Origin of the sequence: Streptomyces sp. Ag109_O5-1 (assembly GCF_003814875.1) — a bacterium.
Classification (GTDB): domain Bacteria; phylum Actinomycetota; class Actinomycetes; order Streptomycetales; family Streptomycetaceae; genus Streptomyces; species Streptomyces sasae.
This window is the reverse complement of record NZ_RKQF01000001.1, coordinates 3,450,368-3,474,043: the sequence shown is the minus strand read 5'-3', so window position 1 is coordinate 3,474,043 and position 23,676 is coordinate 3,450,368. Positions and strand designations below refer to the sequence as shown.

The 23,676-nt window shown below is 70.6% G+C and carries 17 protein-coding genes and 1 pseudogene; 12 read left to right on the top strand and 6 right to left on the bottom strand.

Annotated features, from left to right (window positions below; all coding sequences use genetic code 11):
- Positions 1–14 precede the first annotated feature (14 nt).
- Entirely contained in the window at positions 15–1,988 is a 1,974-nt protein-coding gene (locus tag EDD90_RS15520; RefSeq protein WP_123973582.1) for an ATP-dependent DNA helicase, read from the top strand.
- A 151-nt stretch (positions 1,989–2,139) separates the two neighbouring features.
- Here EDD90_RS15520 and lexA read toward each other — a convergent pair whose 3' ends face one another.
- Entirely contained in the window at positions 2,140–2,919 is a 780-nt protein-coding gene (gene lexA / locus EDD90_RS15515; RefSeq protein ID WP_123973581.1) for a transcriptional repressor LexA, read from the bottom strand.
- 504 nt (positions 2,920–3,423) lie between these two features.
- On the opposite strand from lexA, the gene nrdR reads away from it, so the two are divergent.
- Together nrdR and EDD90_RS15505 are read left to right on the top strand one after the other, a co-directional pair.
- On the top strand, positions 3,424–3,975 hold the full coding sequence (gene nrdR, locus EDD90_RS15510) for a transcriptional regulator NrdR (RefSeq protein WP_123973580.1): 552 nt from the start codon (positions 3,424–3,426) through the stop codon (positions 3,973–3,975).
- A 162-nt stretch (positions 3,976–4,137) separates the two neighbouring features.
- Entirely contained in the window at positions 4,138–7,032 is a 2,895-nt protein-coding gene (locus tag EDD90_RS15505; protein ID WP_123973579.1) for a vitamin B12-dependent ribonucleotide reductase, read from the top strand.
- Positions 7,033–7,115: 83 nt separating this feature from the next.
- Here the strand turns inward: EDD90_RS15505 and EDD90_RS15500 are convergent, their stop codons facing one another.
- The gene (locus EDD90_RS15500) at positions 7,116–7,649 is read right to left on the bottom strand and encodes a TerD family protein (protein ID WP_123973578.1); all 534 of its coding nucleotides are present in this window, start codon (positions 7,647–7,649) and stop codon (positions 7,116–7,118) included.
- A 151-nt stretch (positions 7,650–7,800) separates the two neighbouring features.
- Here EDD90_RS15500 and EDD90_RS15495 point away from each other — a divergent pair, with 151 nt between their 5' ends.
- The 3 genes from EDD90_RS15495 (at position 7,801) to EDD90_RS15485 (ending at position 10,089) form a co-directional block, all read left to right on the top strand.
- Positions 7,801–8,406, top strand: coding sequence for a YdbC family protein (locus EDD90_RS15495; protein ID WP_123973577.1), 606 nt, complete (start codon positions 7,801–7,803; stop codon positions 8,404–8,406).
- A gap of 86 nt (positions 8,407–8,492) precedes the next feature.
- Positions 8,493–9,152, top strand: coding sequence for a histidine phosphatase family protein (locus EDD90_RS15490; protein WP_123973576.1), 660 nt, complete (start codon positions 8,493–8,495; stop codon positions 9,150–9,152).
- Between the two features lie 10 nt (positions 9,153–9,162).
- Positions 9,163–10,089: an ADP-ribosylglycohydrolase family protein gene (locus tag EDD90_RS15485; protein WP_123973575.1), complete on the top strand. Its 927-nt coding sequence runs from the start codon at positions 9,163–9,165 to the stop codon at positions 10,087–10,089.
- A gap of 222 nt (positions 10,090–10,311) precedes the next feature.
- On the opposite strand, the pseudogene EDD90_RS15480 reads toward EDD90_RS15485, so the two are convergent.
- Positions 10,312–10,630 (bottom strand): annotated as a pseudogene (locus EDD90_RS15480) (MFS transporter); the annotation flags it as partial.
- 106 nt (positions 10,631–10,736) lie between these two features.
- Complete coding sequence (locus EDD90_RS15475; RefSeq protein ID WP_123981289.1) at positions 10,737–12,281, bottom strand: MFS transporter; 1,545 nt, start codon at positions 12,279–12,281, stop codon at positions 10,737–10,739.
- A 783-nt stretch (positions 12,282–13,064) separates the two neighbouring features.
- Here EDD90_RS15475 and EDD90_RS15465 point away from each other — a divergent pair.
- From EDD90_RS15465 to EDD90_RS15455, 3 genes are all read left to right on the top strand, one after another.
- Positions 13,065–13,688 carry a TetR/AcrR family transcriptional regulator gene (locus EDD90_RS15465; protein ID WP_123981287.1) on the top strand — a complete coding sequence of 208 codons (624 nt, stop codon included), beginning with the start codon at positions 13,065–13,067 and terminating at the stop codon, positions 13,686–13,688.
- A gap of 81 nt (positions 13,689–13,769) precedes the next feature.
- Positions 13,770–14,471, top strand: a complete 702-nt coding sequence (locus EDD90_RS15460; RefSeq protein WP_123973573.1) for a ribonuclease HII — start codon at positions 13,770–13,772, stop codon at positions 14,469–14,471.
- A 68-nt stretch (positions 14,472–14,539) separates the two neighbouring features.
- A complete protein-coding gene (locus tag EDD90_RS15455) occupies positions 14,540–15,166 on the top strand; it encodes a hypothetical protein (RefSeq protein ID WP_123973572.1) in 627 nt (208 codons plus the stop codon).
- Between the two features lie 304 nt (positions 15,167–15,470).
- Here EDD90_RS15455 and EDD90_RS15450 read toward each other — a convergent pair whose 3' ends face one another.
- Together EDD90_RS15450 and EDD90_RS15445 are read right to left on the bottom strand one after the other, a co-directional pair.
- The gene (locus tag EDD90_RS15450) at positions 15,471–16,091 is read right to left on the bottom strand and encodes a hypothetical protein (RefSeq protein WP_123973571.1); all 621 of its coding nucleotides are present in this window, start codon (positions 16,089–16,091) and stop codon (positions 15,471–15,473) included.
- Between the two features lie 285 nt (positions 16,092–16,376).
- A complete protein-coding gene (locus EDD90_RS15445) occupies positions 16,377–18,542 on the bottom strand; it encodes a RecQ family ATP-dependent DNA helicase (RefSeq protein ID WP_123973570.1) in 2,166 nt (721 codons plus the stop codon).
- Between the two features lie 160 nt (positions 18,543–18,702).
- On the opposite strand from EDD90_RS15445, the gene EDD90_RS15440 reads away from it, so the two are divergent.
- The 3 genes from EDD90_RS15440 to EDD90_RS15430 all read left to right on the top strand — a co-directional run bounded on the left by EDD90_RS15440 (position 18,703) and on the right by EDD90_RS15430 (position 23,603).
- Complete coding sequence (locus EDD90_RS15440) at positions 18,703–20,193, top strand: DUF4192 domain-containing protein (protein ID WP_123973569.1); 1,491 nt, start codon at positions 18,703–18,705, stop codon at positions 20,191–20,193.
- A 360-nt stretch (positions 20,194–20,553) separates the two neighbouring features.
- A complete protein-coding gene (locus EDD90_RS15435; protein WP_123973568.1) occupies positions 20,554–22,665 on the top strand; it encodes a glycogen debranching N-terminal domain-containing protein in 2,112 nt (703 codons plus the stop codon).
- A gap of 179 nt (positions 22,666–22,844) precedes the next feature.
- A complete protein-coding gene (locus EDD90_RS15430) occupies positions 22,845–23,603 on the top strand; it encodes an NUDIX domain-containing protein (RefSeq protein WP_123973567.1) in 759 nt (252 codons plus the stop codon).
- Positions 23,604–23,676 lie beyond the last annotated feature (73 nt).

The following is a 23,676-nucleotide window of genomic DNA, read 5'->3' as shown; positions in this document are numbered from 1 at the left end:
AGGGTGGTCGCGCTATGACGAAGCCCTCACTCCCTGAACTCCTGCATGCCGCTGTCACAGCTGTCGGCGGTACGGAGCGCCCCGGCCAGGTGACCATGGCCGAATCGGTCGCCGGAGCGATCGACGACGGATCCCATCTGCTGGTCCAGGCCGGCACCGGCACCGGAAAGTCGCTCGGCTATCTGGTGCCGGCGCTCGCGCACGGGGAGCGGGTCGTCGTGGCGACGGCGACCCTCGCCCTGCAGAGACAGCTCGTGGAGCGGGACCTGCCGCGCACCGTCGACGCCCTCCATCCGCTGCTGCGCCGCCGGCCGGAGTTCGCGATGCTCAAGGGCAGGTCGAACTACCTGTGCCTGCACCGACTGCACGAGGGCGTGCCGCAGGACGAGGAGGAGGGCCTCTTCGACCAGTTCGAGGCGGCCGCGCCGACCAGCAAACTGGGCCAGGATCTGCTGCGACTGCGCGACTGGGCGGACGAGACCGAGAGCGGTGACCGCGACGACCTCACGCCGGGCGTCTCCGACAAGGCCTGGGCCCAGGTCTCGGTCTCCTCCAGGGAGTGTCTGGGCGCATCCAAGTGCGCCTATGGCGCCGAGTGCTTCGCCGAGATGGCCCGCGAGCGCGCCAAGCTCGCCGAGGTCGTCGTCACCAACCACGCACTGCTCGCGATCGACGCCATCGAGGGCGCCCCGGTGCTCCCGCAGCACGAGGTGCTGATCGTGGACGAGGCGCACGAACTGGTCTCGCGGGTCACCGGCGTCGCCACCGGCGAACTCACTCCTGGCCAGGTCAACCGTGCGGTCCGGCGTGCCGCCAAACTGGTCGACGAGAAGGCCGCGGACCAGCTCCAGACCGCCGCCGAGGGCTTCGAGCGGCTGATGGAGCTGGCTCTGCCGGGTCGTCTGGAGGAGATCCCGGAGGACCTCGGTTACGCCCTGGCCGCTCTCCGCGACGCAGCCCGCACCGTGATCTCCGCGATCGGCACGACCCGCGACAAGTCGGTCCAGGACGAGGATGCGGTCCGCAAGCAGGCACTGGCCTCCGTGGAGACCGTGCACGACGTGGCGGAGCGGATCGTGAACGGCTCCGAGTGGGACGTCGTCTGGTACGAGCGTCATGACCGCTTCGGAGCGTCCGTCCGCGTCGCTCCGATGTCCGTGTCGGGCCTGCTCAGGGAGAAGCTCTTCGCGGACCGCTCGGTCGTGCTCACCTCGGCGACCCTCAAGCTCGGCGGTGACTTCAACGGCGTCGGCGCCTCCCTGGGTCTCGCCGCGGAGGGCACCGAGGGCGAGGACCTCCCGCAGTGGAAGGGCGTCGACGTCGGATCGCCCTTCGACTATCCGAAGCAGGGCATCCTCTATGTCGCCAAGCATCTGTCGCGCCCCGCGCGGGACGGCGACCGCGCCGACATGCTCGACGAGCTGACCGAGCTGATCCAGGCCGCCGGCGGCCGCACCCTCGGTCTCTTCTCCTCTATGCGGGCCGCACAGCAGGCCGCCGAGGAACTGCGCGTCCGGATCCCCGAGTTCCCGATACTGCTGCAGGGCGAGGAGACCCTCGGTGAGCTGATCAAGAACTTCGCGGCCGACCCCAGGACCTGCCTCTTCGGCACGCTGTCACTGTGGCAGGGCGTCGATGTCCCGGGGCCCAGCTGCCAGCTGGTCGTAATGGACAAGATCCCGTTCCCGCGCCCGGACGACCCGCTCATGAGCGCCCGGCAGAAGGCGGTCGAGGACGCCGGCGGCAACGGCTTCATGGCGGTCGCCGCCACCCACGCCGCGCTTCTGATGGCCCAGGGCGCCGGTCGGCTCGTCCGCGCGTCGGGGGACCGGGGCGTGGTCGCCGTACTCGACCAGCGGCTGGCCACCGCCCGGTACGGGAGCTATCTCAAGGCGTCACTGCCCGACTTCTGGTACACCACGGACCGTAATCAGGTCAGGAAGTCCCTGGCGGCCATCGATGCGGCCGCACAGCAGGCGGAGGCGTGATGATCGAGGGTCGGCCTGACCGGCGCCGGCCAGGCCAACCTTCGATGTGAAACAAGCGGCGGCGGGGTCCCGGACAGTACAGGGCCCCGGAACCGGCGCAGGGGTTCCGGGGCCCGATCTGAGGGCGGGCGAGTCGACCGCCCGCCAGGCGTCACACGCGCCGCAGTACCGCGACGACCTTGCCCAGGATGGTCGCGTCGTCGCCGGGGATCGGCTCGTAGGCCGAGTTGTGGGGGAGAAGCCAGACATGGCCGTCCTCGCGCTTGAAGCGCTTGACCGTGGCCTCGCCGTCGAGCATGGCGGCGACGATGTCGCCGTTCTCCGCGACCGGCTGGCGGCGGACGGTGACCCAGTCGCCGTCACAGATCGCGGCCTCGATCATCGAGTCACCGACCACCTTGAGCACGAACAGCTCGCCGTCACCGACCAGCTGCCGGGGGAGCGGGAAGACGTCCTCGACCGACTCCTCGGCGAGGATCGGCCCACCGGCGGCGATCCGGCCGACCAGCGGGACGTACGACGCGGCGGGCTTGCCGGCGGTGTCCGTGGGCTGCACGGTGACGGCCTGGTCGGAGCCGCGCACCTCGTACGCGCGCGGCCGGTGCGGGTCGCGGCGCAGGAAGCCCTTGCGTTCCAGTGCCATCAGCTGGTGCGCCACCGAGGAGGTGCTCGACAGGCCGACGGCCTGGCCGATCTCCCGCATCGACGGCGGGTAGCCCCGCCGCTGCACCGAGTCCCGGATGACCTCGATCACCCGGCGCTGCCGGTCGGTCAGGCCCGAGCTGTCCGCCCGGATGCCTGGAGGTCGGCCCGGCAGGGAGCGCTTGTGCCCCTCGGGATTCACGGCTTCGTTCATGGCATGCACCGGGTCGATTCGGCCCTGGGAGCGGTCCTGGGCGGTGATGGTGGCACTGTCTGCGGTCGTGGTCACGTCGGCCCCTCTCGATGGTCTCCCTGCTGGACAACGGTAGTTGCTTTCGAAAGGTTGCGCCAAACACACGTTCGAGTGAAAAAACGCGGTTCACCGGACGCGATCGCAGGTCTGGGTGTATGGCTCACGCGGTACCCGGCGGACAAAAGGTCCCATTGTTGTACTCTTCACCGCCGGACTGATGGCCTTGTGGGTGTGACCAGTCTGCCATCCGGACCGGCGCCGACCGGGACGACCGTCCCCATCTGCGCCGGAGTCGCACGTGACCTCCGTGTGGCGCCCACGGTATCTCCGTATTCGCCGTAGCGGTACGTGTGCGACACGCGCAACCTGGCGATGTATCAGCCAATCACCACATCTAGTGGTTGGATTGCTACCGCAGCCCACAAGTTGTGGTCCCCCGGGTCTCCGGTGCCTCTGAGATCGCTTATGCTTGGGGCTGCTTCGAGGGGCTCATGTGGCCCAACGAGGTCATTGAGTCTGCTGTGAGGAGGGTTGGAGATCATGCACTGCCCCTTCTGCAGGCACCCCGACAGCCGTGTGGTCGACAGTCGTACGACCGACGACGGCACGTCGATCCGCAGGCGCCGCCAGTGTCCGGACTGCTCCCGTCGTTTCACGACCGTGGAGACGTGCTCGCTCATGGTGGTCAAGCGGTCCGGAGTCACCGAGCCATTCAGCCGTACCAAGGTCATCAACGGTGTGCGCAAGGCATGCCAGGGACGACCTGTCACCGAGGACGCACTCGCCCAGCTCGGCCAGCGGGTCGAGGAGGCGGTGCGGGCCACCGGAAGCGCCGAGCTGACCACCCATGACGTGGGGCTGGCCATACTCGGCCCGTTGCAGGAGCTCGACCTCGTCGCCTATCTGCGATTCGCCTCGGTCTACCGGGCGTTCGACTCGCTCGAGGACTTCGAGGCGGCGATCGCGGAGCTCAGGCGGGCGGCGCAGGACCCCGCCGCGGACGACGAAGACGCGGGAGCGGGGAGCCAGGAGGACGATCACGGGCCAGGCGGGGCCGCTCAGGTGCCCGCGCCCGCCCGCATCGCCGGCTGACGGGCGGACCGGAGCCGGGCGGTGGGCCCGGATCCGGATGTCGGACGGCGATCCAGGACTTGTTGCGGGGGCGGCTCAGCGTGCCCGCAACGCGAAACAGAAGAGCGTGTCACGGGAACATCGTGGCATTTCAGGGCGTTTTTGCCCGTAGAGGGAGGCGGCATGACAGAGACGGCGAGCGGTCCGGCACGGAGTTCCCGCGCGAAGGGAACGAAGGCCACCAAGGGCCTGCGTATCGAGCGCATCCACACCACCCCCGGCGTACACCCGTACGACGAGGTGAGCTGGGAGCGCCGTGACGTCGTCATGACCAACTGGCGCGACGGCTCGGTCAATTTCGAGCAGCGTGGCGTCGAGTTCCCCGACTTCTGGTCGGTGAACGCGGTCAACATCGTCACCAGCAAGTACTTCCGCGGTGCCGTCGGCACCCCGCAGCGCGAGACCGGCCTCAAGCAGCTGATCGACCGCATCGTGAAGACGTACCGGAAGGCCGGCGAGGACTACAAGTACTTCGCGTCGCCCGCCGACGCCGAGATCTTCGAGCACGAGCTGGCGTACGCCCTCCTGCACCAGATCTTCAGCTTCAACAGCCCCGTGTGGTTCAACGTGGGCACCCCGCAGCCCCAGCAGGTCTCCGCCTGCTTCATCCTGTCCGTCGACGACTCCATGGAGTCGATCCTCGACTGGTACAAGGAAGAGGGCATGATCTTCAAGGGCGGCTCCGGCGCCGGCCTGAACCTCTCCCGGATCCGTTCCTCCAAGGAACTGCTCTCCTCCGGCGGCAACGCCTCCGGTCCGGTCTCCTTCATGCGCGGCGCCGACGCCTCGGCCGGCACCATCAAGTCGGGCGGCGCCACCCGCCGTGCCGCCAAGATGGTCATCCTGGACGTCGACCACCCCGACATCGAGGACTTCATCGAGACCAAGGTCAAGGAGGAGGAGAAGATCCGCGCCCTCCGTGACGCGGGCTTCGACATGGACCTGGGCGGCGACGACATCACGTCCGTCCAGTACCAGAACGCCAACAACTCGGTCCGCGTGAACGACGAGTTCATGAAGGCGGTCGAGCAGGGCGGGCAGTTCGGTCTGCGCGGCCGGATGACCGGCGAGGTCATCGAGGAGGTCCAGGCCAAGAGCCTGTTCCGCAAGATGGCCGAGGCCGCCTGGGCCTGTGCCGACCCGGGCATCCAGTACGACGACACCATCAACCACTGGCACACCTGCCCGGAGTCCGGCCGGATCAACGGCTCGAACCCCTGCAGCGAGTACATGCACCTGGACAACACGTCCTGCAACCTCGCCTCGCTGAACCTGATGAAGTTCCTCAAGGACGACGGCAAGGGCAGCCAGTCCTTCGACGTCGAGCGCTTCGCCCAGGTCGTCGAGCTCGTCATCACGGCGATGGACATCTCCATCTGCTTCGCGGACTTCCCGACCCAGAAGATCGGCGAGAACACCCGCGCCTTCCGCCAGCTCGGCATCGGCTACGCCAACCTCGGCGCCCTGCTGATGGCGACCGGCCACGCCTACGACTCCGAGGGCGGCCGCGCGCTGGCCGGTGCCATCACCTCCCTGATGACCGGCACGGCGTACAAGCGCTCGTCCGAGCTCGCCGCGGTCGTCGGCCCGTACGACGGCTACGCCCGCAACGCGGACGCCCACAACCGCGTCATGAAGCAGCACGCCGACGCCAACGCCGTGGCCGTCCGCATGGACGACCTGGACACCCCGGTCTGGGCCGCCGCCACGGAGGCCTGGCAGGACGTGATCCGCCTCGGTGAGAAGAACGGTTTCCGTAACTCCCAGGCGTCGGTCCTCGCCCCGACCGGCACGATCGGTCTCGCGATGTCCTGCGACACCACCGGTGTGGAGCCCGACCTCGCCCTGGTCAAGTTCAAGAAGCTGGTCGGCGGCGGCTCGATGCAGATCGTCAACGGCACGGTCCCGCAGGCCCTGCGCCGCCTGGGCTACCAGGAGGAGCAGATCGAGGCGATCGTCGCCCACATCGCCGAGAACGGCAATGTGATCGACGCCCCCGGCCTCAAGCAGGAGCACTACGAGGTCTTCGACTGCGCCATGGGCGAGCGTGCCATCTCCCCGATGGGCCACGTCCGCATGATGGCCGCCATCCAGCCGTGGATCTCCGGCGCCATCTCCAAGACGGTCAACATGCCGGAGTCGGCGACCGTCGAGGAGGTCGAGGAGATCTACTTCGAGGCCTGGAAGCTCGGCGTCAAGGCGCTCGCGATCTACCGCGACAACTGCAAGGTCGGCCAGCCGCTCTCCGCCAAGACCAAGGAGAAGGAGAAGGAGGAGGTCGCCGAGAAGGCCGAGGCGACCATCCGCGAGACGGTCGAGAAGGTCATCGAGTACCGTCCGGTCCGCAAGCGCCTCCCGAAGGGTCGTCCCGGCATCACCACGTCCTTCACCGTCGGCGGCGCCGAGGGTTACATGACGGCCAACTCCTACCCGGACGACGGCCTGGGCGAGGTCTTCCTGAAGATGTCCAAGCAGGGCTCGACCCTCGCGGGCATGATGGACGCCTTCTCCATCGCGGTCTCCGTGGGCCTCCAGTACGGCGTGCCGCTGGAGACGTACGTCTCGAAGTTCACCAACATGCGCTTCGAGCCGGCCGGCATGACGGACGACCCGGACGTGCGGATGGCGCAGTCGATCGTCGACTACATCTTCCGCCGCCTGGCGCTGGACTTCCTGCCCTTCGAGACCCGCTCCGCGCTCGGCATCCACTCCGCCGAGGAGCGCCAGCGGCACCTGGAGACCGGCTCGTACGAGCCGTCCATCGACGATGACGACGTCGACGTCGAGGGTCTGGCCCAGTCGGCGCCGCGCGCCCAGGAGCTGAAGGCCGTCGCCGCCCCGAAGCCCGAGGTGGTCAAGCCGGCCCCGAGGCAGGCGCACACCAGCGCCGAACTGGTGGAGATGCAGCTGGGCATCCAGGCCGACGCCCCGCTCTGCTTCTCCTGCGGTACGAAGATGCAGCGGGCCGGTTCCTGCTACATCTGCGAGGGCTGCGGCTCGACCAGCGGTTGCAGCTGACGCATCAGCGCAGTGAAGTGGTGAAGTAAGGGGCGTCGGCCAATGGCCGACGCCCCTTACCGTTTGCTCCTGGCCGTGAGCCGTCAGGGCCGGCCGAGCCCGCCCATCGCCCGGGTGAAGACCACGGGGTCGTCCTCGAAGCCGTGCAGGCCGGGCCGGAAGCTCCAGTCGCCGGATCCGTCGCGCACGAACTCCGCGACGGCGGCCGCCGTCGCCCCGAGGACCGAGCCGAAGTCGTCCTGGGCCAGCACGTTGTAGCCCTCCCGGACACGCACCGCGGGGTTCAGGACGTTCACGAACGTCCGGTGCGCGGCGCGCTGTTGGATGACGACTCCGACGACCACGCGCGTGTACCGGGCGTCGAGCCGGTCGAGTTCGAGCGTCATGACCTCGTCCCAGCCGAAGCCCTTGCCGTCCTGGCTGTCCCGGTTGAGGAAGATCGTGCCGTCGGGCGAACGGCTGTCGAAGTGCACCAGGTAGGCCGGAGTTCCGTACGGGTCAGCCGCTGTGAACGTCCCGGCGATGACGTCGAGATCGGTGGGCGGCTGTCCGGCCGGGCTGGGATCCCACTTCACCCCGACCTCCACCTTGCTGATCGCCTTGCTGAAACCGCTCACCACGCGTCCCCTTCCCCCTAGAGGTCCACTGCCCCAACTGATGGGCTGCCAAGGCTCTTTGTCCATCGTGCCACGCGCGCGGGGGCGCATGCGCGGGTGATCTCAGCCGGAGCGTGACCGACGCCACGCCCCATGGCCTTACGATGGCGCGGTGCTGGTCAAGTGGATTCGCTGCACCGTGGTGGACCGCCGGGGCTTCGAGCGGGGACAGCGAAAATGGGCGGGGCTTCTGGGGGAGCCGGGATTTCGGGGACAGGGCGGGGGCTGGAGTCGGCAGCGCCCCGGAGTGGCGCACACCTTCGCCTTCTGGGAGAGCCGTGCCTTCTACGACTCCTTCATGGCGCGTTCGCACGACCGTCTGGCCGCGTCCCAGTCGGGCACGTACAAGGACCAGCAGGTCAAGCTGTTCGAGTACCGGTTCGACGTGAAGACCGGTTTCGAACCGCGGTTCACGGACAGCGACCTGGTCCGGGTGGCCCACTGCCGCGTGCACGAGGAGCGCGTCGAGCACTTCACCCTGATGCAGGAGAAGGTCTGGAACCCGGCGATGGCCGGCTCGCCCGGCATGATCCGCGGCATGTTCGCCGAGGCCCCGGCGAACGAGTTCATGATCCTGTCGATGTGGCGGTCGGCCGCCGAGCACGGCAAGTACCGGACCGAACGGATCGAGCGGCTGGCGTTGCGTGCCCAGACCGAGGCCGACATCGCGGCCCTCACGGGCGACATCGTGGAGCTCGAACCGAGCTGGATCGTTTGAATATCCAACCCTCAATTTATGTGACCTGCACTGTATGAGGGCCATCCGAGTGCTCGATTTTTCGTCATTCGATCTAGGGTTTTGGCATGGCACGACCACGGCGCATCGTCCTTGTCCGGCACGGCGAGTCAACCGGCAATGTCGACGACTCCGTGTACGAGCGGGAACCCGACCACGCACTGGCCCTGACCGACCGGGGCCGACGGCAGGCGGAGGAGACCGGAAAGCGCATTCGGGAGATCTTCGGCCAGGAGCGCGTCAGCGTGTACGTCTCCCCGTACCGCCGGACGCACGAGACACTCCGCGCCTTCCACCTCGACCCGGATCTCATACGGGTACGTGAGGAGCCCCGGCTGCGCGAGCAGGACTGGGGAAACTGGCAGGACCGCGACGACGTACGACTGCAGAAGACGTACCGGGACGCGTACGGGCACTTCTTCTTCCGCTTTCCGCAGGGTGAGTCCGGGGCCGACGTGTACGACCGGGTCGGCGGCTTCCTGGAGAGCCTGTACCGCAGCTTCGAGGCGCCGGACCATCCGCCCAACGTGCTCCTGGTGACCCATGGACTGGCGATGCGGCTGTTCTGCATGCGCTGGTTCCACTGGACGGTCGCGGACTTCGAGTCGCTCTCCAACCCCGGGAACGCCGAGATGCGGATGCTCGTCCTCGGAGACGACGGCAAGTACACGCTCGACCGGCCCTTCGACCGCTGGCGGGACCCGGAGCCGCACTGGATGAGCGGCTAGGCTGGCCGCGATGACCGCTACCGACTCCTCGATCCCCGGGCGCCTGGAGCGCGCCCTGTCCAGCCTGCGCGGACTCGCCGTCGGCGACGCGCTGGGCTCGCAGTTCTTCGTCCCGGTGAACTATCCGCTGCTGAAGCGGCGCGAACTTCCACCGGCCGTCTGGCAGTGGACCGACGACACGGAGATGGCCTGCTCCGTCGTCGCCGTCCTGGCCGCCCACCACCGCATCGACCAGGACGCGCTGGCCCACTCGTTCGCGGCGCACCACGACTTCGACCGGGGGTACGGCCCCGCCGTCAACCGACTGCTCCGCCTCGTCCGGGAAGGTGGCGACTGGCGTGAGCTGGCCGCAGGCCTCTTCAACGGGCAGGGGTCGTGGGGCAACGGCGCGGCGATGCGGATCGCGCCCCTGGGTGCCTGGTACGCGGACGATCCGGAGCAGGCCACCCATCAGGCCGAGATCTCGGCCTACCCCACGCACCAGCACCGTGAGGCGGTGGTCGGCGCCATGGCCGTCGCCGCGGCAGCGGCGCTGGCAGCCGCGCCCACCGGTCCGCCGAGCCCGGCGGCGCTCCTGGACGGTGTCGTCTCCCTGGTTCCCAGGAGTGCTGTCGGCCAGGGCCTGCGGCGCGCCCGCGACATGCTCGACTACGCCGACGCCGGCACCGTCGCGGCCGTACTGGGCTGCGGACGGCGTACGACCGCCCATGACACCGTCCCCTTCGCCCTCTGGTCGGCGGCACGCGCCCTCGGCGACTACGAGACGGCGTTCTGGACGACCGCACAGGTGGGCGGCGACGTGGACACCACCTGCGCCATCGTGGGCGGCGTACTCGCGGGCGGCAAGGCGGGACGGCCACCGGCCGCATGGGCGGAGCGGACGGAAGCGCTGCCGGAATGGGTACCGACGGGGACGGGGACCGCTGTCGGCGGGTGACGGCCGGCGCGGGACCGCGCGAGTCCGCGGCTTTCACGGTCCGCCCTGGCCCGGTGGTGCAGCACCCCGAGCACCTTCCGAACTCTCTGTGCCCAACGGGAACTCTGCGTGACTGCGAGGCGTTTTCCCGGCATCCGTTCCGCACTCCGTCCGAGTGCGGACGGCGGTGAGGGAAGCGGAGTCGCTGGGGGAGGTGGCGATAGTGCAGGTCGGATGGGCTCCTCTGGCCGCTCGGGCTTGCGGCTGGTTAACGCAAGGCGGGGTGAGGGCGACGATCAGCGGTCCGATCGGTACGTCGACGAAGAAACACCCAGCGCCAGTCGAGCCAGTCGGCGAGCATGCCGCCGGCCGGCAGACCGATGGCGCCGCCGCCCGCGGAGAGGGTGAACAGCAGGATGCCGGTCATGAGCACCTGGCGGCGGCCGAGGATGTCACCGGCCCGTGCGCCGAGGAGCAGCAGGCCGGCAAAGGTGAGCGTGTACGCGCTGACCACCCATGTGAGGTCCGTGGTGCTGAACTCGAGGGCGTCTTGAAGGTGAGGGCACTCGGCCCCCTGGCTCAGCGCGCCACACGACGCCCGTAGGCCGACGAACCCGTGGTGGACGGAGTGTTCTGGTCACGGGCGCTGCGATCGGGGACCGCGGGGCTCACACGGCCGGGGCGCCACCCGCGCCGCTCAGGGCCTCCAGGTCGCTCTTGCGGACGCGTATGACGACAGCGGCGACGGCGAGCGCGAGGACCGCCATGGCGGCGGCGGGGATGAAGGCCGTGGAGATGCCGTGTGCGAGGACTTCATGGCTCCACGGGGCCGGCAGTTGGTGGGTCTTGGCGAACGCGGCCTTCTGCTCGGGTGAGGCCTGGGCCATGAACGACGCGACCTGCTTGGTCGCCTCGTCGCGGCTGGCCGAGCCGAAGACGGTGGTCAGGATGGACAGACCGAGCGAACCGCCCACCTGCTGGGTCGCATTGAGCAGGGCGGAGGCCGCGCCCGCCTCGTGCGGGGCGACGCCGGAGACGGCGGTCACGGTGACGGTGACGAAGTTGAGCCCCATACCGAAGCCGAAGATCAGCATTGGACCGAGCACTCCGCCGACGTACGAGCTGCCTGAGTCGATCAGCGACTGCCAGGCCAGTCCGATGGCGACAAGAGCGGCGCCGGTGATCAGGAACGGCTTGGGACCGAACCTCGGCAGCAGCCGCTGCGATATCCCCGCGCCCAACGCGATGACGACGGTGACGGGCAGGAAGGCCAGGCCGGCACGGATGGGGGAGTAGTTCAGCACGTTCTGCACGAACAGCACGATGTAGAAGAACATGCCGAACATCGCTGCGGCGAGGCTGATCATGATTACGTAGGTGCCGGAGCGGTTGCGGTTGGCGAACATCCGCAGCGGGGTGATCGGTTCCTTGGCGCGGCTCTCTACGAGCATGAAGGCGGCGAGGAGCACCACGGCCGCGCCGAAGGCACCGAGGGTGAGCGAATCCCGCCAGCCGTCGGATGCCGCCCTGATGAACCCGTAGACCAGGGCGACCATGCCGAGTGTCGAGGTGGCCGCCCCGGTGAGGTCGAAGCGCCCGGGGTGCCGCTCGGACTCGTTGATGTAGCGCGGTGCGAGCGCCGCGATGAGGATGCCGATGGGAACGTTGACGAAGAGCACCCATCGCCAGTTGAGCCACTCGGTGAGGAGTCCGCCGGCCAAGAGGCCGAGGGCGCCGCCACCCGCGGAGACGGCCGCGAAGATGCCGAACGCCCTGTTGCGTTCCGGACCTTCGGGGAACGTCGTGGTGATGAGCGCGAGCGAGGTGGGCGATGCGATCGCGCCGCCCATGCCCTGCAGGACACGCGCGGCCAGCAGTTGCCAGGGTTCCTGGGCGAGTCCGCCGAGGAGCGAGGCGAAGGTGAAGAGCAGGATGCCGGCGATGAAGACCCGGCGCCGGCCGAGGATGTCACCGGCGCGGCCGCCGAGCAGGAGAAGGCCGCCGAAGGTGAGGGTGTAGGCGCTGACCACCCAGGTCAGGTTGGTGGTGGAGAAGTTCAGGGCGGTCTGGATGTGCGGCAGGGCGATGTTGACGATGGTGGCATCAAGCACCACCATCAGCTGGCACGCGGCGATGACCGTGAGCGCAATGCCGGGGTGCGACGAGCGTGAGGCCGGACCTTGCGGGGCGGGTGCGGGTGACTGCGTCTGTATCTGATCGTGCGTCACAGGAGGTCCCCCAGAGACGAAGTAGTGAACGTCTGCGTTCACTAAGTGGGACGATAGCGAGTCGGCCCTTGTGAACACAAGCGTTCTCTAACGGGGTTGCTCCTGGAGGGTGGTCGTGGGTTGAGGAGGGTGGTGGGTTTTGGCGGCGACGCTGCGTGGTGTGGCGGTGGGGAGCGCGACGCCGGGAGCGCGGGTGCGATCCGAGGTGCTGAACGACAGTGCTCGCGCTTCGCGGAGAACCGCAGGATCAGCCAGTTCATGCTGCCGGTCAACGGCACAGGCCGCCGCCCTGCGCCAGCCCTGCGCGCTGCCTCTTCCTGTGTAACCCGTTCTTCACGGTGTCGTGGGGTTGGCATGTGCGCAGAGGGCCAGGGGATGCGGACGGTTCCGGTGCCGGGGCCGTCGAAAGAGGCGTCGTTGCCTGAGATGCTGGTCGAGGGTGTGGTCGACCCCCGTTTGTTCCGCGAGGACGATGGCGATGATGAGGACGGTGAAACGCGCGACGGAACCGTCGCATCAAGCACCGCGATGAGCTGGCAAGCAGCAATGGCGGTGTGCGCGATGCCGGGGCGCCCCTCCCGGCGGGCCGCACCCCGTTTCTGGTCCTGTATCACCTGAGAGGTTGTCACTGTGGATCCCCCACGAAGGCGTTAGTGAACGATTGCGTTCACTTAGCTGTGTGTCGTGCGCCCCGTCCCCCTTCGCCGTCGTGCGCCGCAGCCCATGTCCCGGAATCCCCGCTTCCCCCTGCTCGCTGGAGAAACTCAGATGGTTACCTCGCGCTGGACGGCCGCCCCCGCTCAGGCGGCCTCCCCTCGTCGGCGTGGTGCGGTGCTCGAACGCGCGATCCTGGACGCCGCCTTGGAGCAGCTCAGTACCGTGGGCTGGAACGGCCTCACCATGGAGGGTGTCGCCGCCGGCGCCCAGACCGGGAAGGCTGCGGTCTACCGCCGCTGGCCCTCCAAGGGGGACCTGGTCGCCGACGCGCTGCAGGCCGGTCTGCCACGTTTGGAGGAGGCTCCCGACCTCGGAAGTGTGCGCGAGGACCTGCTGGCTCTGTGCCGGCGGGCCCGGGACGCCATGTTCTCGCGCCCCGGCTTCGCGCTGCGATCAGTTATTCACGAATGCGATCCGGCGGAAGCCGAACGGTTCCATAGCGTGATCTTCGACGGTGTGGTGGGGCCGACCACCAAGCTGATCGGTGACATCATCGCCCGCGGTATTGAGCGAGGAGAGGTGCGCTCCGACGCGGCCAACGGCTATGTGCTCGACGCCATCCCGGCCATGATGATGTACCGTAACAAGATTTCTGGAAGCGAATGGAACGACCGGGAGATCGAGGAGATGATCGACCACTTCATGCTTCCGCTGCTGCTGTCGCGGGGAGTCTGATCCGCCGCCTCGGCGGCCCCGGACGCCGCCGGGGAGGCCGGGTGTCGCTCGGGGATCAGTGCGGCGTACGCTAAGGGCGCCATGCCGTACGAACCACCTACCCACACCGTCGAGCGCTCCCTTCGCGCCACGACCGGAGCGAAGGTCATCGCCGGTGTCGACGAGGTGGGGCGCGGCGCCTGGGCCGGTCCCGTCACCGTCTGCGCCGCGGTCACCGGTCTTCGCCGGCCGCCCGAGGGACTCACCGACTCCAAGCTGCTGACCGTCAGGCGGCGTACAGAACTTGCCGGGGTGCTTCGGACGTGGGTCACGGCCTACGCACTGGGCCATGCCTCACCGGAGGAGATCGACGACCTCGGGATGACGGCCGCGCTGCGGCTCGCGGCGGTACGTGCCCTGGATGCCCTGCCGGTCCGTCCCGACGCGGTCATCCTCGACGGGAAGCACGACTACCTCGGCGCTCCGTGGCAGGTGCGCACGGTCATCAAGGGTGACCGATCGTGTGTGGCCGTCGCGGCGGCTTCGGTGATCGCCAAAGTTCAGCGCGACAAAATGATGGCCGAACTGGGTATCGACCATGCAGACTTCGGATTTGCGGACAACGCCGGGTATCCGTCGCCCGTGCACAAGGCCGCACTGGAGGAGCGGGGACCCACCCCGTACCACCGGTTGTCGTGGGCGTATCTTGATGCGCTGCCCCAGTGGCGGCACCTCAAGAAGGCCCGCAGCTGGGCGGAGGGAAGCGTTCCGGAGATCGAGGGTCAGCTCGGCTTCGATTTCTGACCTTCCGGTCGCACTGTTGTGCCACCCGGTTCACTTCACCTGCACCAACGTTTGATAAATATCAGCTCATGCCTCTCATTCCCGAGGAGCCTCAGATTCACGAGAGTGCCCAGGGTCCCCGCGCCACTCCGGCCAGTGGCCGTACCGCGCCGACCCCTCGTCCCGTACCCGGCCCCCGCCCCGCGGCTCCGTCGCGTCCCGGTCGTCCCGGCCCTGTGCGGCCCGCGCCGCCGGTACAGCGCACGCCGCGTGACGCGGCCAAGCCAGGCCCCTCCGGCCCGGCCGTGTCCGCCGCGGCAGCGGCGGCCCCGCAGATCCAGCTGATCCCGGCCTCGCTCGAGAGCGCTCTCGACGCGGCCGAGGAGACAGTGGACCTGCTCCTTGAGTCCGGCCGTGCCCCCGGCGACGTGCTGGTGATCACCACCGGCGCGCAGCACCCGTGGGCCGACCACGAGCTTTCCTTCGGCGAAGCGGCCTACTGGGCGCAGCACGACGCGGGCGACGACGTCTTCTACACGGACGCCGCCGTCGCTTCCCGCGCCGCGACCCGCCCCGTAGTGGTCGTCGCCGTCAACGGCGGGCCCGACACCGTCGCCGCCACCGTCCTGCCGCTGGCCCTCTCCCGGGCCGGCGCCCTGCTGATCGTCTGCGGCGACCCGCAGCGGATCAACTCGGTTCTGGGCACAGGCGTCTGAGCCACCTCCGGCGCCTCTGGGACTCCGGAGGTACCGAAGGGGCCGCAGCGGCGGACTTGCACGGTGCTGCCTTCGGCATGCCCGGACGCCCGGCGTGGCCGCCGCCCGTCACGGAGCGGCCGTTCGACAGACGGAGGATCCGGAACACGGGCACCGGTCCGGATCCGCCGAGCGAACGGACGCCGTGTTGTCCGCGCAGCGCGGAGCGCGGTGAACGACCCCGCTGAACACGCCGTACGGCATGTTCAGCGGGCCATGCCCGACGGCGCCTGCTCGACCGGTGCCCCTTTGCGGGGACCGGGGTTCAACGGGCGGCCGCGCGGCGCAGTACCTCGGAGACGGCGCCTCCGGTACGCGGTGACAGCGGTGGGGCCTCCGACAGAGCGAAGGGCTCGGGAGGCGAGTCGGCGCTCGGGCGCCGTCCGCCGCGACCCTCGCCGAGCACCTGCCAGCCGTCGTGCGTCAACGTGATGTACGCCCCGCAACGCAGCCCGTGCAGGGTGCAGGCGTCCCGCAGTCCCCACATCCAGGCACCGTCCTCCTCCGTCCAACGCCCGTCCCCCTCGCGGCAGTAGAGCAGTACGGCGGTCCGCACCGGGGTACGGCGGCGCAGGTCGTGCGGGATGACCCGGCGCAGCTGTGCCAGCAGCGCGTTGCGGAACATCCAGCCGTCGGCCGGGGCCGAACGCCGGGTGAACGAGGCGCTGGCGCACAGCCGTTCCTCCGGGTCGAGGACGGCCACGATCGCCGTGGCAGGCCTGGGCAGGTGCCTGGCGTGCAGCCCGCTGACGACCTCTCGGGGGTTGCGCAGCAGCGGTATTCCGGCCGCGGCCCACTCCGCGGGTTCGAGCAGACGGCTGGCGGAAGCGGCGGACGCGGACGTCGACAACGATGCCGCCGAGGACGGAGCGAATCCGAAGGTCACGTTCCTCCCTTCGGCTACGCGCCCACACTGCGGGCGAGATCGGATTAGGGGGGCGCGCACCGCAGTAAGGCCCTACCGGATCACGGACGAACCGTGCGGGGAGCGGACCTCAATTCTTCCTGTCGAACTTGAATGCGGCAACGAGCAAATGGGGCCACCGACTGTTATCTGGTGGTGCGTGGCTTATATCCCCACCTAGTGAGGCACTCGGCGGCCCCTGGGACGTTCGAGTACGGTACGCGCGTGCGCCGCACCCGGCGCCGTGTTCGAACAGCGCGGGGTCGATCAGCCCTGAACGGCCAGGACCAGCGGCAACACCCCACGCGCCCCGGACCTCCGGAGCATGCGCGCCGCGACCGCCAGGGTCCAGCCGGTCTCGGTGAAGTCGTCCACCAGCAGCACCGGCCCCTGAGCCTCGGCGAGGGCGGCTGCGAGAGCGGGCGGCACGGTCAACGCGCCGTCGAGGGCCTTGAGACGCTGGGCACTGTTGCTGCGTGACACCCGCGGTGCGTCGCCCGCGTACTCGACGGAACCCAGCAGGGGCAGCCTGCCGATCTCCGCGATGCGCGCGCCCAGGGAATGGACCAGCCGGGGCCTGGAGCGCGAGGCGACCGTGATGACCCCCACCGGGCGCGGCTGCGCTCCGGTGGCGCCCGGTGCCCAGCCGCCGGGGCCCTTCGCCCAGTCGGCCAGCATCTCCACCACGGCGCGCGCCACATCGTCCGGCACGGGCGAGTCCGGGGTCTGCGGCGCGAGCAGCGGCCGCAGCCGATTGCCCCAGCCGATGTCCGACAACCGACCCAGGGCCCGCCCCGCCGACGCCTGTTCCGCGGCCGGAATGCGGCCCTTGAGATCGATACCGATCGCCGGCAGGCCGGTCGGCCACATCCGGCGCGGCTCCACCTCGACGCCCGCGCGCCCCAGGTCGACCCGCGCGGCGTCCACCGCGGCCGTCGAGGTGTCCGCCGTGAAGCGCGGCCGCGCACAGTTGTCGCAGCGGCCACAGGGCTTCGCGCCCTCGTCGTCCAGCTGACGCTGCAGGAACTCCATCCTGCAGTCGGCCGTGGCCGCGTACTCACGCATCGCCTGCTGCTCGGCCTCACGCTGCCGCGCCACCCAGGCGTACCGCTCCGCGTCGTACGTCCACGGCTGCCCGGTCGCGATCCAGCCGCCCTTGACCCGCTTCACCGCGCCATCCACGTCGAGGACCTTCAGCATGGTCTCCAGCCGCGAGCGACGCAGCTCCACCAGCGGCTCCAGCGCGGGCAGCGACACGGGACCGTCGGCCCGGGAGAGGACGTCGAGAGTCCTGCGCACCAGATCCTCCGACGGGAAGGCGAGCGAGGCGAAGTAGTTCCAGATCGCTTCGTCCTCCCGGCCCGGCAGCAGCAGCACCTCGGCGTGCTCGACACCGCGTCCCGCGCGGCCCACCTGCTGGTAGTAGGCGATGGGGGAGGAGGGCGAGCCCAGATGCACCACGAATCCGAGGTCGGGCTTGTCGAAGCCCATGCCGAGGGCCGAGGTGGCGATCAGCGCCTTGACCCGGTTGCCGAGCAGGTCGTCCTCGGCCTGCTGTCGGTCGGCGTTCTCCGTCTTCCCCGTGTACGACACCACGGTGTGCCCGCGCTGCCGCAGGAAGGCGGTGACCTCCTCGGCGGCGGCCACGGTCAGTGTGTAGACGATGCCGGAGCCCGGCAGTTCGTCCAGGTGGTCGGCGAGCCAGGCCATCCGGTGCGCGGCGTCCGGCAGTCGCAGCACACTCAGGCTGAGGCTCTCCCGGTCCAGCGGCCCGCGCAGCACCAGAGCGTCCGACGAGCCGCCGGTGCCGAGTTGCTCGGCCACGTCGGCGGTCACCCGCGCATTGGCCGTGGCGGTCGTCGCCAGCACCGGCACGCCCGGCGGCAGGTCGGCGAGCATGGTGCGCAGCCGCCGGTAGTCCGGCCGGAAGTCGTGGCCCCAGTCGGAGATGCAGTGGGCCTCGTCCACGACCAGCAGTCCCGTCGCCGCCGCGAGCTTGGGCAGGACCTGGTCGCGGAAGTCGGGGTTGTTGAGGCGCTCGGGCGACACGAGGAGGACGTCCACCTCGCCGGCCGCGATCTCCGCCTGGATCCCGTCCCACTCCTCGGTGTTGGAGGAGTTGATGGTGCGGGCGCGGATCCCGGCCCGGGCCGCGGCCTCCACCTGGTTCCGCATGAGCGCGAGCAGCGGGGAGACGATGACCGTCGGGCCGCTGCCCGCGGCGCGCAGCAGCGAGGTCGCCACGAAGTACACCGCGGACTTGCCCCAGCCCGTTCGCTGGACGACCAATGCCCGGCGTCGGTCGGCGACCAGTGCCTCGATCGCCCGCCACTGGTCCTCGCGCAGCCGGGCCGCTCCCGTGTCGTCCCCGACGAGACGGGCGAGGACGGCGTCCGCCCGCGCCCGCAGATCCGCGTTGCTCGTGTGCTCCATGCGTCCCATACAACAGGACGGGACCGACAGCCGGGCGAGCTGTGGACGAGGCGGACGGCATTGGTGTGTCCCTGATTCGACTTATCCACAGGCGGCTTATCCGCAGGAGGCTTATCCACAGGCCCAAGCGGAACCGCGGGATCCGCGAGATCGTCGGCGCATGACGAATCACAGCGAAACCACCGGACCCTCCGAAAACGGCGACCTCACGGGCGATGCGGCCTCGCTCGGGCGGTCCGCCCACGACACCCAGATCACCCTGCGCACCCCGGCCGAACTGGCCGACGCGCTGCCCTATCTGCTCGGATACCGCCCCGAGGACAGCATCGTGCTCGTGGCCCTGCACGACCGGGGCGGCCGCGGCCGCTTCGGCGGACGGGCCCGGCTCGGCATCCCCACGAACAAGGACGACTGGGAGTCGGCCGCACGCCAGCTGGCCCAGGGCCTGATGGCCGGGAGCGAGCGCCGAGGAACCCGGCCCGAGCAGATGGTCGCCTACGTCTGCCAGGAACCGGCGACCGGCGAATCGGGCCGGGACGTCATGCACCGGCTCGCACCGCTGGCCCAACTGCTGCGCACCGAGTGCGGCCGCCTCGACGTGCCCGTGATCGAGGCGCTGTGCATCTCGGACGGCCGCTACTGGTCGTACTGCTGCCCGACAGAAGAGTGCTGTCCTCCCGGCGGCGCCCCCGTGGGCCTGCCCGGCACCTCCGTGCTCGCGGCCGCCGCCACCTACGCCGGCATCCAGGTGCGCGGCACCCTGCGCGAACTGCGGGTCAGGCTGCTGCCCTGGGAGACCGGAGCGGCGCTGGAACAGGAGGTCGCGCTGGACAGCGCCGGAATGGCACTGGTGCCCCGCATCCTCGACGACGCCTCCCGGGCGGACGTGGCGGAGGAGACCCTCGCCCTCGCCGAGCGGATCATGAGCCGGTACACCGCCGCCACTCCGGTCCCGGGCACCCACCAGGCGGACCTCCGCGACGACGACCTGCTCACCCACGACGAGGCCGCGGCGCTGATCCTCGGCCTGCAGGACCGTACGACCCGCGACCGCGCGGCCGCCTGGATGGAGGGCGACGAGGCCGGACCGGCCCTGCGCCTGTGGCGGGCCCTCGCCCGTCGTTGCGTCGGCCCGTACGGCGAACACGCCGCTGCTCCCTTGACGCTGGCCGGCTGGGTCGCCTGGTCGACCGGTGACGACCTGGAGGCGCGCGAGGCCTTGGCGATGGCCCTGGGCGCTGACTCCGACTACCTCTTCGCCCGCCTGTTGCACCAGGCCTGCAACGAGGGACTGGACCCGGAGTCGATCCGCCGCTGCCTGCGTAGGGAACGCGCAGGCGCTGTCGCGGTGGACAGCTCGGCGGCAGCCGATGACACCGGTTCCGTCGATCCGGATGCAGATCGCGCGCCGGCCGCCGCGTCCGGGACTCGCGGTCGACGCCGTCCGCGCACCGCGGACGGCACCGACAACCGGCGGCACAAGCCGGAGGGCAGCCGCCCGCGACGGACGCCGACCGGTCACACCCGGCCCGGTTCACCCAGGCCCGGCGGCGCGCGCACGCGTACGGCGGAGCAGAGCGACCTCCGGGGCGGCCGAGCCGCACAGGAGGGCACGCGTACCGGGGACGGTTGTGGCGAGGGGGATGAATGAACGAGGGGCGGCCGTGGTCGGCACACGGACGGGCGTCGGTCGGTGTCGTGCGCCGTTGGGCGCGGAGCCTCATCGGGCGGGAGAGCAGCCGTGACCTCCCGCCCTCCGGCCGGCGTCGGATCGGCCTGCCGGCCTTCGGAGTCCGCAGGCGCGGGGAGCCGGGCTTGAACGACGCCTCTCAGGACCGCCGTCCGGTCGGGTTCGCCTGGTCGGGGCGTGACCAGGAGGAGCCCTCTTCCGTTCACCTGAGTGGCGGAACGCCTGGACGGGCCGTACCGCCGCCCGTCCCCTGTCCCTCCGGAGACCTCCGTCCGGCGCCCGGCACATCCCAGGCGCACCGAGCGCAGAAGGAGCCTCCCCATGCATCAGCCGACTCCGCCCGCCACCGCCGACGACAACCACCGACGCCGGGACGGCCCAAGCCGGCTCCCGGCGGTGGAAGGTGCCCCGGGACAGCCACTCGACCGCGCACCCCGGCCCACACCCTCCGGCCCGGCTCCCGGCCCTGCCGGCGCACGGCGCGCCGACGGGCTGCCGCCCACGCACACCGCCCTGATCTGCGTCGCACTGCCCGGCCTCGCCATTTCCACCGAGCAGGGCCAGCTCACCGGGCAGGGGCTGGAGGGGTTCTACCGCGCGGGCCAGCGGGTGCTCGCACGCTGCCAGGTCCGTGTCGTCGGACGCGAACCGCTTCCTGTGCAGGCCCGGATGACGGGGGCGGACTCAGCTCGCTTCGTGGGCACCTTACGGGCCTCCCCGGCGGCCGGCCCGGATCCGGACGTCGTCGTGGAGCGGACCCGGCACGCCGACGGCACCGAGCGCATCACCCTCCGCAGCTTCGCACTCCACCCCCTGCGCCTGCCGCTGGAAGTGGCACTCGGCACGGACCTCGCGGACCTGAGCGCCATCGCCTCCGGCACCCCCGGCCCGGAACTCCCGGCCACCGTCCACGACTCCGGCCTCCGCTGGGCCACCCCGACCGGCAACGCGTCGGTCACGGCGGACCCGCCGCCCGCCGACGCGCTGGCCTCCGCGGGACTGCTGCGCTGGCAGTTCGAACTGCCACCGGGTGGAACGGTGAGCGTGGAACTGCGGGTGCGCCCGGACGGCGCGGGCCCCCTGCTCGCCCTGGGACGCGCCGCCACCAGCCCGCTGGCGCCGGCCAGGGCCGCAGGCGACGACCCGAGGGTCCCGGCACTGCTCAGGACGAGCATCGACGACCTCCAGGCGCTGCTGCTCCGCGACCCGGCGCACCCCTCCGACACCTACCTCGCGGCCGGGGCGCCCTGGCGCTGCGGACCGGCCCCGGCCGACGCCCTCGCCGCCGCCCGGATGACCCTGCCCCTCGGCACCCGCCTGGCCGCCGGCACCCTGCGCACCCTGGCCCGCACCCAACTCCGCGGCCCGGGACCCCAGAGCGGCATGATCCCCGGCCCGCGTCGCGACGCCGGAGCGCACCTGCCGCCGGGCTGCACGGGTACCGAGGCCACCCTGCTCTTCCCCGCTCTGCTGGCCGAGGCCCGCCGCTGGGGGCTTCCGGAACGGGAGACACGGGAACTGCTGCCCGCCGCCGAGCGCTGTCTGACCTGGCTGCGTGCCGCGGCGGACGATCACACCTACCTCTGCGACCCGCAGCCCGGCGGGCCCGCGCGCAGCGAGACCCAGGCCCACGCCCACCGGGCGGCCCTGCTCGGCGCCGACCTCCTGGACGCGTACGACCGGCCCGGCGGCACCGGGCTCCGGCAGTGGGCAGCCGAATTGAGGAAGGCGTTCCGGACCGACTTCTGGGTCGAGGACCGGGGCGGCGGGCGTCCGGCGGCGGCGCTGACCGCGGACGGCCACCCCTTGACCCACCTCGGCGCCACCGCCGTCCACCTGCTCGACACCGGCCTGCTCGGCGCGGGCCGACTGGCCGTCGGTCTGCTCGACAAGGTGCAGACCGAGCAACTCGCCCGGCTGCTCGGCGACCCCGCCATGGACTCCGGCTGGGGGCTGCGAGGGCTCGGGGCGAAGGAGGCGGGACACAATCCGTTCGGCCACCGGGCCGGGGCCGTCCGGGTCCAGGAGACGGCGCTCGCCGTCGCCGGGCTGGCCGCGGCGGGCTATGACAAGGAGGCGGGCGGGCTGCTGCGCGGCCTGCTGGCGGCGGCCGAGCACTTCGACCACCGACTGCCCGAGATGTTCGCCGGCGAGCAGCGCTCCGACGGGACCGCTCCGCTTCCGCACCCCGCGGCCTGCCGTCCGGCGGCCACGGCGGCCGCCTGCGGGGTGCTGCTCCTCACCGCGCTCGTCGGCATCCGCCCCGATGCCCCGGCCGGGACCGTTACCCTCCGTCCCGTCCACAGTGCACCCCTGGGTGAACTCGGCCTGACCGGACTGCGGGTCGCCGGAGCGCCCTTCTCGGTGCGGGTGAGCCGGCTCGGCCTGGCCATGGTCGAGGAGGCCGCGGACGGCCTGCAGTTGGGGGTGTGACCCGCCGCCGTCGAGAGGGTCGCCCAGGCGTGACATGACGGCCGCGACGCAAGGGCGACCGGTCCGTCAAACACCAGCCGGAGCGAGGCGTGGGGTGCATACCGGAGGGAAGTGGATCAGCTGGGGAAGCGAGCGACGAAGGGAGTGTTTATCGTCAGGCAGACGACTATGATCACCGCATGCCCTACGACCCGTCAGCCTTTCCGCCCTTCGCCGTCACCGTGGACCTGGTCGTGCTGACCGTGCGCCGCCTTGCCCTGTGCGCGCTGGCGGTTCGCAGAGGAGAGCCGCCGTTCCAGGGGCGCTGGGCACTGCCGGGGGGCTTCGTGCGGGCCGACGAGGACCTTTCCCAGGCCGCGGCGCGGGAACTCGCGGAGGAGACCGGGCTCCGTGCCCACGACCCCGACGCCCCCGCCCAGGACGGCGGCGCCCACCTGGAACAGCTGGCGACCTACGGGGACCCCAAGCGCGACCCCCGGATGCGTGTCGTCAGTGTCGCCCACCTCGCCCTCGCCCCCGACCTCCCCGCACCGCGGGCCGGCGGCGACGCCAGCAATGCGCGCTGGGCCCCGGTCGAGGAACTGCTCGCGCAGGGCGGCTACGGCCGGGACGGCGAGCCCGTCGCGCCGCTCGCCTTCGACCACGCCCAGATTCTGTCCGACGGCGTGGAACGAGCCCGCTCCAAGATCGAGTACTCGTCCCTGGCCACCGCGTTCTGCACGCCCGAGTTCACGGTCGGCGAGTTGCGCCGGGTCTACGAGGCGGTGTGGGGTGTGGCGCTCGACCCGCGCAACTTCCATCGCAAGGTGACCGGGACCCCCGGCTTCCTCGTTCCCACCGGGGGCACGACCACCCGTCAGGGTGGCCGCCCGGCCCAGCTCTTCCGTGCCGGCGGCGCCACTCTGCTCAACCCGCCGATGCTGCGGCCCGAGGTGTGACCGGCCGGCAGCGCGAACCCTGACATTCACGAAGTGTTCTATACGGGGAAAAACGGTCATTCCACGCTATCTT